Source organism: Mesorhizobium sp. WSM4810 (assembly GCF_055811235.1).
The window spans coordinates 21,390-32,884 of the sequence record NZ_JBVVQV010000039.1 but is presented as its reverse complement, the minus strand read 5'-3'; the positions used below and the strand labels follow the sequence as shown (position 1 = coordinate 32,884).

The following is an 11,495-nucleotide window of genomic DNA, read 5'->3' as shown; positions in this document are numbered from 1 at the left end:
GCAGCACTGCGAGCCGATCATCATACGCTGTTTTGGGATCTCGCCCGAACAAGCGTCGAGGCGGCATGCCCCGCCGCCTCGATATAGTCGGGGTTGCGGTGGATCAGCATGATCGAGAAGGCGCCGTCCATGAGAAGGACGATTTCGCGCGCCAGGGTCTGCGCCTCCAAGGTGCCGCGGCCTGACAGTTCGCCGGCCAGCCATTTTTCGAAATTCGCCTTGTGTCGCGACCCGACCTTGATCGCCGGGTGCCCGGGCGTGGCGGCGAGTTCCGCGGCCGTTCGCAGGAAACCGCATCCTTTCCACTTGGGATGGCGTGCCACGCGTGCCAGATTGGTGAAGATCGCTTCGACCTTGCGATCGGGACCGCCTTCGGCGGCGTCGAACCAGCCCGCAATCTGCTTCAGGTTCGGCTGGTCGCGGCCATCGAGATAGGCAGCGATCAGGTCGTCCTTGCTCTTGAAATGATAGTAAAGCGTGCGCTTAGTGAGGCCTGCCTTTTCGGCGACGGCATCGACGCTGACGCGGCCAATCCCCTCGGAATAAAAGAGCTTCGTCGCGGCGTCGACAATGCGTTTGCGGGTAGGGCTGGGCGCTTGCGGCATAGGAAAGGTATACCGACTAGTGAATATACAAACAATCGAAAGCCTGATCCTTTCCTGCCACCGTATACGAGAAAGGAAGCCAAATGACCGAACTTGTCCTAGGCGAGGTTCGCGACGGAGTTGCCGTGCTGACCCTCAATCGTCCTGAAAAACTCAACGCGCTGAACTACGCCTTGATCGACCGCCTGCTGGCCATCCTCGACGCCGTCGAGATCGATGGCTCCATCCGGGCAGTCATCCTCATCGGCGCAGGCGAGCGGGCGTTCTCGGCGGGCGGCGACATCCACGAATTCTCAGCAAGCGTGGCGCTTGGCGCCGATGTCGCCTTGCGCGATTTCGTCATGCGCGGGCAGCGATTGACGGCGCGGCTGGAAGCGTTCCGCAAACCTGTCATCGCCGCCGTCAACGGCCTTGCCTTTGGTGGAGGCTGCGAAATCACCGAGGCCGTGCCACTTGCCGTCGCCAGCGAGCGCGCCTCATTCGCCAAGCCCGAAATCATTCTCGCCATGCCCCCGACCTTCGGCGGCACGCAGCGCCTGCCGAGGCTCGCTGGACGCAAGCGGGCGCTCGAATTGCTGCTGACCGGCGAGGCGTTCTCGCCGCAACGCGCACTCGAACTCGGCCTCGTCAACCAAGTGGTTCCACACGACGACCTGATACCGGTTGCACTGGATCTCGCTCAGCGTATTTCCCAGCACTCACAACTGGCCGTCGCCAGTATCCTTAGCGCAGCGACGCGCGGCCTCAACCAGTCCATCGCGGAAGGATTGCTGGTTGAGGCCGAACAGTTCGCCCGCATGGCGCCGACCGCCGATCTGCGCGAAGGGCTCGATGCCTGGATCGCACGCCGCAAGCCGAGCTATTCCGGTTCATGGACGCGCGTTGCTACTGGCGAGTGAAGCGCAAGTGGATTGTCACCTCGCTGGAGCCGGCGTCAAACAGCTGAACAGACGTCGGTAGTTCCGGAGGTATTGAAGGCGTTCGATCGTTCAGAAAGCCTGATCGGGCTATTTGGCGTGGGTGGGCCAAAAAACCCAGATCAGCAAAGCTGCCAAAGCCAGCCAGAGTGCCACGATGAAGAACATTCCCGTCCTGCTTTGCGGGCGTGTTTCGAGCGCGGCAGCCTGCGCTCGAAACTCGTCCATCAGCGACGGCGGAACAAGCCTTATGGCCAGGATTACGCCGAGCGGTACTATGACTAGGTCGTCGACATAGCCGAGCACCGGAATAAAATCCGGGATCAGGTCGATTGGCGAAAGCGCATAGGCGGCCACCATCCCCGCCACGAGTTTCGCGGACCAGGGCACCCGAGGATCGCGTGCGGCGAACCACAAGGCGACGACATCGAGCTTGATGTCGCGCGCCCGGCTCTTTGCCGCTTCCAGCCATGCTTTCATAGGGTTACTTTAGCACAGATTGTCGTCCGCCTGCATTCGAGCGGCGGTCGCTGGTCGTAGAAAGACTAGACCAGACCGTCCGTGGCGCGTCCCAGAGGATGCGCGGCGCTCTAACGCTCCGACGATTCGGTGCTGCCCGCCGGCTTCGAAACATAGGCGTCGAGAAAGTCCTGCGAGGCGACATCGTCGGCGAGGCTCCTCAGCTTTTCGGCCGCGGCCGCCCCCAAAGTCGCCTCGACGCGCCGGTTGGCCTCGACCCACACGACATATGCCTGCTGGTATCGCGCTTTTCCGAGTGGCGTCAGCACAGCATGTTTCGTTCGCCGATCATGGGCATCCTGGCGGACCTCGACCAGACCGTCGCGCTGTGGGAAACCTACGACGCCGCCCCCACCGCCCTGTTCGCCGCGACGCAGACCGGCGAGCCGGCGCCTCGCTACCAGGCGGCTTGACGCCGCCCGACCGCCCTTGCGCGCGCAGGGCGGTCCCGCTGGCACGGCTAGGGCGACGTCACCGTCAGATGGCCTTTCATGTTGGGGTGGAAGCGGCAGAAATAGTCGAACGCTTCCGCCTTCTGAAGGGCCATGCTCGCTGATGTCTTCGGCGGGATAACCACCTCCCAGCCGCCTTTGACGGTCGCCGTGTGGGCGAACACGTCCTTGTTGACCCACTCTATCGTATCGCCGACCTGCGCCTCGATGCTTGCGGGCGAAAATACAAGCTTCTCGATCGTCACCTCAATCGTTTCGGCCTTGGCTGGTGCGGCAGCAATACTCAACGCCATTGCAATCCACAGATGCCGTTTCGACACCGTCGGTGCTGTTCTCATTTCAGCATGCCGGCGACATGTTCGGCATGCTGTTCATGGCCCTGGAATAGCTTCAGGCCGGTCTCCAGCAGGCTCTTCAGTTTGGCATTCTCGGCCGAGGGGATCAGCAGAGTTTCGAGCGCGCCGTTGACCTGCTTGTGATAGGCAACCTCGTTGTCGACATAGGCCTTGTCGAACGCGGTGCCGTCGAGCTTGGCGAGCTTCGCCCGTTCCTCGGCCGCCGCCTTGGTTAGCGCCTTGCTGGTGGCGTTGTCCTCTGGCGTGACGTTGAGCTTCTTGACCAGGTCAAGCGCCTGTTTGTTCACGGCTTCATGGTCTCGCACCATGTCTTTGGCGAAATCGAGAATCTCCTTGTTCTTCGATTTCTTCAGTGCTTGCATGGCCGCCTCGACGTCAAGCACGCCGGCTGTGTAGGCGATGTGCGCGATCTGCGGGTCGCTCGGCTTGTCGGAGGCTTGCGCCGACGTCGCTGCGCTGAGCAGGAAAAGCGCGGCCAGTGCGGTGGTCGATCGAATAAACATGACGTTCTCCTTCGCCGGATGCGGTTGGCTCCGGGCATTTTCAGTTGACGATGATTGGATGCCGGAAGGGAGCAAACGTTCCCGGGAATTCGGGAAAGTCAGTCTGTAAAGCCAAGCCGCTGCATCACCGCGGCGGTCAGCCGTTCACACCGGCGGCCGGCGAAGGGGAAGGCATCGAGCAGCACCGGGCCGATCTGATCGGCCAGCGCCTTGCGCACGAGGGCGCGGGCGCGGTGCAGCCGGGTCTTAACGGTTTCGGGCCGCACATCAAGCAATTCGGCGGTCTCGTCTATGCTGAGACCTTCGATCACCCGCGCCACGAATACTGTCCGGTAGACATCGGGAAGGCGATCGGTCGCCCGTTCGACAAGCTCGAGGATCTGCCGTTGCGCCATCATCCGCTCCGGATCGTCGCTGGGATTGAGGGGGAACTTGATGATTTCGGCTTGTAGATTTTGCGGCATCGCTACCGTTCGCCGCCTTTTGCGCAAACGCCCAAGCGCCTCGTTGATGACGATGCGCGACAGCCATGTGGCGAGAGAGGATTCGCCGCGAAAATCCCCGAGCTGGGCAAAGGCCCTGACATAGGCCTCCTGCACGATGTCTTCAGCCTCGCCGTCGTTGCGGACGACGCTGCGGGCGATACGATAGAGTCGCTGGTTGTGCATTTTGATAATCGTGTGGAAGGCTCCGCCCTCGCGCGCCAGCGCACGGCCGACAAGCTGCATCTCGCCAGATGCGGCGGGCATGACGGTCGCAGATATGGCCGGTTTCCTCATCGCGAGCCAATCTCATGACCGGAAGCAAATCCTCCGATCGAAACATTGGACGGGCTAACCGCGAAAAGGTTCCCGAACATTTTTCCCGGCGGCCGGCACCGCTTACGCTGCCGCTTCCGCCAACGCCTTGTCGCCAGCTTGCGCGCGTGCCGTTGCGGCCAGCAGATCGGTCTGCGTGAGGAGGCCGAGGATGTGCTGGTTGTCGTCTACGATGACGACGGCGTGGCTGCGGCCGTCGGTAAGCACCGGCAGGAGGCCCATGGCCGGCGCGCTCGCCGAGGCAGTCGCCACGGCCTTTGTCACGCTTTTCACCGCTTGCGCCGCCCGCGCCAGTTCGCGCAGTCCGACGGCGCCGATAAGCTTGGCCTCCGCGTCGACGACCGGCAGCATCCGGATATTGTGATCGAGCAGCAGATGACGCGCCTCGTCGGCATCAGCATGCTCGTCCACGGCAATCACGTCGCGCGACATGATATCCTCGCACAGCAAGGTCCGGTGCGTGCGACGCACCATCGCCTGTAACTCCACCTGCCGCAGTAGCCGTTCGAGATCGTTGCGGTCGATGTCGAACGTCTCCTCCAAAGCGCCGAGCGCAGCATCGATGTCCTCGGGCCGGAAGCCGATACGCTCCTGCGCCGGTGGATCGATGGTGCCGTGGCTGTTCTTTGACGCAGCGGTGGTACCATGCGGGTAGGTCCGTCGCGTCAGCTTGTGAAAACCGTATCCGAGCGCCACCAGCACGATCGAGTTCAATGCCACCGGCACGAACGGAAACAGGAAGCCGGCGTCGATGACGGCCGGGCCGCCGAACACCGCCGTGAGAGCCGCCGCGCCGCCTGGTGGATGCAGGCAGCGTGTGAACGACATTGCGGCGATGGCCAACGATACCGCAATGCCCACCACAAGGACGGGCTCATGTATGAAACGCGCCACAATCACGCCGACGAGCGACGATATGGTGTTGCCGCCGATGATCGACCAGGGTTGCGCCAACGGGCTCGCCGGCACTGCGAACAAAAGCACGGCCGAGGCACCCATCGGCGCCACGAGCAGCGGCACATGCGGGCCGCTGCCGAGCACGAGGCCACCCATCGCGCCGGTCAGCGCAATGCCGATCGTCGCACCGAAACAGGCGATCATGCGCTCGCGCAGTGTCGCGCCGGCCAGTATGGGAGAAAAAAGACGAAAGGCCATGGGTGCTCTGGGGTTTATCCCACTCTGGGGTTGATCCCCGAGGAGTGTTGAACTTTGAAACGCCTTGCAATGACGCCAGACTGCTGAATTCGAAAGCCAAACCAATCCGAGAAATAGCGGATTTGGGAAATATTGTTGCGCGACGCGGGTAGATCAGGCGAGGTCCGGCCGCCAGCCGGAGCAGCTACACAGCGTGATCCGGCTAGTCTTTTCAAGAGGTTGAGCGCGTTTTCTGAATCGGTGTTGGAAGCTCGCTACCGTAGCTCAACCCGCCGCCGCAGTGAGGCCGCGCGCCAGATCGGCCTTCAAATCCTCGACATCCTCAAGCCCGATCTGCAGGCGGATGAGCGGGCCATCATAAGGACCCTTGGCGACGACGCGGTCGCCGAGGAAGACCGGCACAGCAAGGCTCTCATAACCGCCCCAGGAATAGCCGAGGCCGAATATCCTGAGCGCGTCGAGGAAGGCATGCTGCTGTTTCTGGCCGCCGCCCTTGAGCACGATCGAAAAAATGCCGCTCGAGCCGCAGAAGTCCCGCTTCCAGAGATCGTGGTCGGGATGGCTGGCAAGCGCTGGATGCAGCACCCGCGCCACGCCCGGCTGGCCCTCCAGCCAGCCGGCGATGGCCAGGGCGCTGCGCTGATGGTGGTCGAGGCGCACACCCATGGTGCGCAGGCCGCGCAGCACCTGATAGACGTCGTCCGGCCCGGCGCAGCAGCCCATCGTGTAAAATGTCTGGCAAAGCTGTTTCCAGCAGGCCTTGTTGGCCGACGCCGTGCCGAGCAGCACGTCGGAATGGCCGGCCGGATATTTCGTCGCCGCATGGATCGAGATGTCGACGCCGTGGTCGAGCGGGCGGAAGTAGAGCGGCGTCGCCCAGGTGTTGTCCATCATCACGATCGCACCTGCGGCGTGTGCCGCGCTGGAAATGGCCGGTATGTCCTGCACCTCGAAAGTGTTGGAGGCCGGCGATTCGGTGAACACGACCTTGGTGTTGGATTTGATCAACGCCGCTATACCGGCGCCGACATGCGGATCGTAATATTCGACCTCGACGCCTAGCCGTTTCAGCATCGTGTCGGCGAAATTGCGGGTTGGGTGATAGACGGAATCGACAATCAGGACATGGTCGCCCGCCGACAGGAAGGCGAGCAGCGGCACTGTCACCGCCACCAGGCCGGAGGGCACCACAATCGTGCCGGCCGAGCCTTCCAGTCCGTCGATGGCGCTGGCAAGGGCGTCGGTGGTCGGCGTGCCGCGCGTGCCGTAGGTGTATTTCTGGCCGCGTGCCGCCATCGTCGCCGCGTTGGGAAAGAGCACGGTCGAGGCATGCACGACCGGCGGGTTGATGAAGCCGAAATAGTCATGCGGATTGTTGCCCGAGTGGGCAAGCCGCGTGTTGATGCCCATTTCATTGCCGTCTTTTGCCATTGCGCTTCGCCTCTGATGAAGCGCTAGCCATAGTGCGGCGGCATTGGCCGCGCAACCGTTCGCCAACCGCCAGCCGGCGGACTGGTTGTGCCAATCGCTCCGATGGCTTTCCGGCGCGGCGCTGCCTCCCCGAAGACGGATTTTAGAAGCCAGCTCCGATTCGCGTTGGCCGGACCTCGCAGTTGCTGGCTAATTTTCGGGCGCGTTTGTCTGCAATTCAGGCATTTGCGGCAAATGGTTTGAAACTCTTTGGGTTTCGGTCATTTTCCTTGACCTCACTGTGATAATCGCCTTCGATGCAGTTCGTGAATGGGAGGCAGCGCGTCGGTTGCGATGCGGGTTCCGGTAATGGGCCGGAACGGGAAGCTGCGTTCACACGGAAAAAAAAGTCAGGTTCGCCTGAAAAAAACAGAAAAGGGTCTGTGGGTTATGAAACACATTGCAATCGGCATTCTGGGCGCCGCCGCGCTTGGATTGGTGGCTTCGGCCGCGTCGGCGGCCACGCTCGACGACGTCAAGGCCAAGGGCTTCATCCAATGCGGCGTGTCGACCGGTCTGGCCGGCTTCTCGGCGCCGGATGACAAGGGCGACTGGCAAGGCATCGATGCGGACTTCTGCCGCGCTGTCGCGGCCGCCGTGTTCGGCGATGGCACCAAGGTCAAGTTCACGCCACTCAGTGCCAAGGAACGCTTCACCGCACTGCAGTCAGGCGAGATCGACGTTCTGTCGCGCAACACTACCTGGACCATCAACCGCGATACGGCACTTGGTCTGAACTTCGTCGGTGTCACCTATTATGACGGACAAGGCTTCATGATCAACGCCAAGAAGCTGCCGGGGGTGAATTCCGCGCTGCAGCTTTCGGGCGCGGCGGTCTGCGTACAGAGCGGCACCACGACCGAACTCAACCTCGCCGACTACTTCAAGACGAACAAGATGGAGTACAGCCCGGTCGTCTTCGAACAGCTGTCAGAGGTCGACGCGGCCTATGACGCCGGCCGTTGCGATGTCTACACCACCGACCAATCAGGTCTCTACGGCATCCGGCTGACGCTGGGCGCGCCCGCCGACCACGTCGTGCTGCCTGAGATCATCTCCAAGGAACCGCTCGGACCGGCCGTGCGCCAGGGCGATGACCAGTGGTACCACATCGTCAAGTGGACCTATTTTGCGCTGTTGCAGGCAGAGGAACTCGGCATCACCAAGGCCAATGTCGAGGAAATGAAGGCCTCGGACAATCCCGAGATCAAGCGCGTGCTCGGCCAGGAGGCCGATACCAAGATCGGCACCGATCTCGGTGTCTCCAACGACTGGGTCGTCAACATCGTCAAGACCGTCGGCAATTACGGCGAAATGTTCGAACGCAATGTCGGGTCGGGCAGCCCGCTGAAGATCGCGCGCGGCATCAACGCGCTGTGGACCAAGGGCGGTCTGCAATACTCTCCGCCGATCCGCTGATCGAAATGTGATCCGGGAGGCAGATCGTCTGCCTCCCGGTTTCTCTTTCCAGGGGATGGTCGAATGGCATCGCAGGAAATTCTTCGCGAGGAGCCAAGCCGCGGCTCCTTCATCAATGATCCAAAGGTCCGCGGCATAGTCTTCCAGGCGGTGGTCGTCATCGTGCTGGTTGCGTTGGTCTGGTGGATCGTCCAAAACACCATCGACAATCTGACGCGCCTGCGCATTGCGTCAGGCTTCGGCTTCCTCAGGGGTCGCGCCGGCTTCGACATCAGTGACAGCGCCATCGCCTATTCGTCGGATTCGACCTATGGCCGCGCCATCGTGGTCGGCTTTATCAACACCCTCATCGTTGCCGCCGCCGGCATCGTCACCGCCACCATCATCGGCTTTATCCTCGGCGTCGGCCGGCTTTCGCACAACTGGCTGATCCGCAAGATCTGCATGGTCTATGTCGAGGTCTTTCGCAACATCCCGCCGCTGCTGGTCATCTTCTTCTGGTATTCCGGCGTGCTTTCGGTGCTGCCGCCGCCGCGCGAAAGCATCAATTTGCCGTTCAGCTCCTTTCTCAACCAACGCGGCTTTTATTTTCCACGAGCCGTATGGGGCGAAGGCTCCTGGCTGATCCTGGTCGCTTTGCTTCTCGGCATCGCCATGGCGTGGTTCGTCGCCCGCAAGGCGCGTCAGCGGCAGATGGCGACCGGCCAGCAATTCCCTGTGTTCTGGACATCGGCGGCTTTGATCATCGGCTTGCCGTTGCTGGCCTACGCGCTCAGCGGCTTCCCGCTGAGCTTCGATTATCCAAAGCAATCGACCTTCAACCTGACTGGCGGCTTTCAGGTCAAGCCGGAGTTCCTGTCGCTCTACCTGGCGCTGTCCTTCTATACGGCGGCCTTCATCGCCGAAATCGTGCGGGCCGGCATCATGGGCGTCAATAAGGGTCAGACCGAGGCAGCCGGTGCGCTCGGGCTGCGGCCGGGATCGATCCTGCGGCTTGTCGTCATTCCGCAAGCCATGCGGATCGTCATTCCGCCGCTGACCAGCCAATATCTGAACCTGACCAAGAACTCGTCGCTGGCCATCGCCATCGGCTACCCGGATCTGACTGCGACGACCGGCACGGTGCTGAACCAGACCGGCCAGGCTATCGAGTGCGTGCTGATCATGATGGTGGTCTATCTCGCACTCAGCCTGTTGACGTCGGCGGTCATGAACGTGGTCAACGCCAGAATGGCGCTGGTGGAGAGGTAGAGACATGCAGGAGCACGATCTTTCCTTCGTCCGCGTCGAAATGGCGCTGGCACAGTCGGCGCCTGCAAGCGAGCGCGGCCTGGGCGCCTGGATACGCAAGAACCTGATTGCGTCGACCGGTGACACGATCCTGACCATCATCGGCATCGTGCTGGTCGCGATGATCCTGCCGCAACTGCTCAGCTGGGCCTTCATCAACGCCCAATGGACCGGCGCGGACCGTACCTTTTGCGCCACGGCGGCACAGGGCGGCATCCAGCCGGACGGCTGGTCCGGCGCCTGTTGGGCCTTCGTCAACGCCAAGTTCGGCCAGTTCATGTTCGGCCGCTATCCGATCGATGAGCGCTGGCGGCCGATCCTGGTCGCCATCCTGTTCGTGGCGCTTCTGGTGCCGCTGCTCATCCCGAAGGTGCCGCGCAAGGGGCTGAACGCCATCTTGTTCTTCGGGGCGCTGCCGATTTTTGCCTTCATCCTGCTGGTTGGTGGCGTGTTCGGCCTGCCGCATGTCGAAACCCCGCTATGGGGAGGGCTGCTGGTGACGCTCACCCTGTCCTTCGTCGGTATTGCTGTGTCGCTGCCGCTCGGCGTCGTGCTGGCGCTCGGCCGGCGCTCGAAGATGCCGATTGTCAAGATGCTGTGCGTCATCTTCATTGAGACGGTGCGCGGCATCCCGCTGATCACCGTGCTGTTCATGGCCAGCGTCATGCTGCCGCTGTTCCTGCCGGCCGGCGTCAGCTTCGACAAGTTCCTGCGCGCGCTGATCGGTGTTTCGCTGTTTGCCGCTGCCTATATGGCCGAAGTGGTGCGGGGCGGCCTGCAGGCGATCCCCAAGGGCCAGTATGAGGGTGCGGATTCGCTCGGCCTCGGTTACTGGCAGAAAATGGGCCTGATCGTGCTGCCGCAGGCGCTGAAGCTGGTCATTCCCGGCATCGTCAATACCTTCATTGGCATGTTCAAGGACACCAGCCTGGTCTCGATCATCTCGATGTTCGACCTGCTCGGCGTCGTCAAACAGAATTTTAACGACCCCAACTGGGCAACGCCGCAAACGGCCAGGTCCGGCCTGGTGTTCGCTGCCTTCGTCTTCTGGCTGTTCTGTTTCGGCATGTCGCGCTATTCGATGTTCACGGAACGCCGGCTCGACACCGGCCACAAGCGCTAAGAACAAAAAAGGGAACCTTCCATGACAATAGAAAATGCAGTCAGTGCGGAAGAGATCAAGGTCAATGCCGCCAAGATGCAGGTTTCCACCACCGATGTCGCCATCGACATCATCGCCATGCACAAATGGTACGGCGAATTCCATGTGCTGAAGGACATCAACCTGAAGGTGATGCGCGGCGAGCGCATCGTCATTTGCGGCCCTTCGGGCTCGGGCAAATCGACGATGATCCGCTGCATCAACCGGCTGGAAGAGCACCAGAAGGGCAAGATCATCGTCGACGGCAAGGAATTGACCAACGATCTCAAGAAGATCGACGAGGTGCGCCGCGAGGTCGGCATGGTGTTCCAGCACTTCAACCTGTTCCCGCATTTGACCATCCTGGAAAACTGCACGCTGGCGCCGATCTGGGTGCGCAAGACGCCGAAGAAGCAGGCCGAGGAAATCGCCATGCACTTCCTCACGCGTGTCAAGATTCCGGAACAGGCCAACAAATATCCCGGTCAGCTTTCCGGCGGCCAGCAGCAGCGCGTCGCCATCGCCCGCTCGTTGTGCATGAATCCGCGCATCATGCTGTTCGACGAGCCGACCTCGGCGCTTGATCCCGAAATGATCAAGGAAGTGCTGGAGACGATGGTTGGCCTCGCCGAAGAGGGCATGACCATGCTCTGCGTCACCCACGAGATGGGCTTTGCACGCAAGGTCGCCAACCGGGTTATCTTCATGGACCAGGGCCAGATCGTCGAGCAGAACACGCCAGCCGAGTTCTTCGACAATCCGCGCCACGAGCGCACAAAACTGTTCCTGTCGCAAATCCTGCACTGATTGCTCTCACGCGAATCAAAAGAGCCCGGCCGAAACCCTGCCG

14 protein-coding genes are annotated in these 11,495 nt (G+C 61.7%); 6 read left to right on the top strand and 8 right to left on the bottom strand.

Annotation, left to right across the window (positions count from 1 at the left end; all coding sequences use genetic code 11):
- Window positions 1–20 precede the first annotated feature (20 nt).
- On the bottom strand, window positions 21–605 hold the full coding sequence (locus tag AC0L3O_RS32385; protein WP_287053766.1) for a TetR/AcrR family transcriptional regulator: 585 nt from the start codon (window positions 603–605) through the stop codon (window positions 21–23).
- A gap of 83 nt (window positions 606–688) precedes the next feature.
- On the opposite strand from AC0L3O_RS32385, the gene AC0L3O_RS32380 reads away from it, so the two are divergent.
- On the top strand, window positions 689–1,504 hold the full coding sequence (locus AC0L3O_RS32380; RefSeq protein ID WP_287053769.1) for a crotonase/enoyl-CoA hydratase family protein: 816 nt from the start codon (window positions 689–691) through the stop codon (window positions 1,502–1,504).
- A gap of 108 nt (window positions 1,505–1,612) precedes the next feature.
- Here AC0L3O_RS32380 and AC0L3O_RS32375 read toward each other — a convergent pair whose 3' ends face one another.
- Window positions 1,613–2,002 (bottom strand): YkvA family protein, encoded by a 390-nt coding sequence (locus AC0L3O_RS32375; RefSeq protein WP_287053770.1) that lies wholly within the window; start codon window positions 2,000–2,002, stop codon window positions 1,613–1,615.
- Between the two features lie 110 nt (window positions 2,003–2,112).
- Window positions 2,113–2,310, bottom strand: coding sequence for a hypothetical protein (locus AC0L3O_RS32370; RefSeq protein ID WP_473617683.1), 198 nt, complete (start codon window positions 2,308–2,310; stop codon window positions 2,113–2,115).
- Between the two features lie 3 nt (window positions 2,311–2,313).
- Here AC0L3O_RS32370 and AC0L3O_RS32365 point away from each other — a divergent pair, with 3 nt between their 5' ends.
- A complete protein-coding gene (locus AC0L3O_RS32365) occupies window positions 2,314–2,454 on the top strand; it encodes a hypothetical protein (protein WP_023800627.1) in 141 nt (46 codons plus the stop codon).
- Window positions 2,455–2,501: 47 nt separating this feature from the next.
- Here the strand turns inward: AC0L3O_RS32365 and AC0L3O_RS32360 are convergent, their stop codons facing one another.
- The 5 genes from AC0L3O_RS32360 to AC0L3O_RS32340 form a co-directional block, all read right to left on the bottom strand.
- The gene (locus AC0L3O_RS32360) at window positions 2,502–2,831 is read right to left on the bottom strand and encodes a cupredoxin domain-containing protein (RefSeq protein WP_023800626.1); all 330 of its coding nucleotides are present in this window, start codon (window positions 2,829–2,831) and stop codon (window positions 2,502–2,504) included.
- Window positions 2,828–3,352 (bottom strand): DUF4142 domain-containing protein, encoded by a 525-nt coding sequence (locus tag AC0L3O_RS32355; protein WP_473477469.1) that lies wholly within the window; start codon window positions 3,350–3,352, stop codon window positions 2,828–2,830. The genes AC0L3O_RS32360 and AC0L3O_RS32355 overlap by 4 nt, the downstream gene beginning before the upstream one ends.
- Window positions 3,353–3,450: 98 nt before the next feature.
- Window positions 3,451–4,131, bottom strand: a complete 681-nt coding sequence (locus AC0L3O_RS32350; RefSeq protein ID WP_473617682.1) for an RNA polymerase sigma factor — start codon at window positions 4,129–4,131, stop codon at window positions 3,451–3,453.
- A 102-nt stretch (window positions 4,132–4,233) separates the two neighbouring features.
- Entirely contained in the window at window positions 4,234–5,325 is a 1,092-nt protein-coding gene (locus AC0L3O_RS32345) for an HPP family protein (protein ID WP_473617681.1), read from the bottom strand.
- Window positions 5,326–5,589: 264 nt separating this feature from the next.
- The gene (locus tag AC0L3O_RS32340) at window positions 5,590–6,756 is read right to left on the bottom strand and encodes a cystathionine beta-lyase (protein WP_473617679.1); all 1,167 of its coding nucleotides are present in this window, start codon (window positions 6,754–6,756) and stop codon (window positions 5,590–5,592) included.
- A gap of 429 nt (window positions 6,757–7,185) precedes the next feature.
- Here AC0L3O_RS32340 and AC0L3O_RS32335 point away from each other — a divergent pair, with 429 nt between their 5' ends.
- From AC0L3O_RS32335 to AC0L3O_RS32320, 4 genes are all read left to right on the top strand, one after another.
- Window positions 7,186–8,214, top strand: coding sequence for an amino acid ABC transporter substrate-binding protein (locus tag AC0L3O_RS32335; RefSeq protein ID WP_023800623.1), 1,029 nt, complete (start codon window positions 7,186–7,188; stop codon window positions 8,212–8,214).
- Window positions 8,215–8,277: 63 nt separating this feature from the next.
- On the top strand, window positions 8,278–9,465 hold the full coding sequence (locus AC0L3O_RS32330; protein WP_023800622.1) for an amino acid ABC transporter permease: 1,188 nt from the start codon (window positions 8,278–8,280) through the stop codon (window positions 9,463–9,465).
- A 4-nt stretch (window positions 9,466–9,469) separates the two neighbouring features.
- Window positions 9,470–10,627 carry an amino acid ABC transporter permease gene (locus tag AC0L3O_RS32325; RefSeq protein ID WP_473617678.1) on the top strand — a complete coding sequence of 386 codons (1,158 nt, stop codon included), beginning with the start codon at window positions 9,470–9,472 and terminating at the stop codon, window positions 10,625–10,627.
- 21 nt (window positions 10,628–10,648) lie between these two features.
- Window positions 10,649–11,452 carry an amino acid ABC transporter ATP-binding protein gene (locus tag AC0L3O_RS32320; RefSeq protein WP_023800620.1) on the top strand — a complete coding sequence of 268 codons (804 nt, stop codon included), beginning with the start codon at window positions 10,649–10,651 and terminating at the stop codon, window positions 11,450–11,452.
- Window positions 11,453–11,495: the final 43 nt, after the last annotated feature.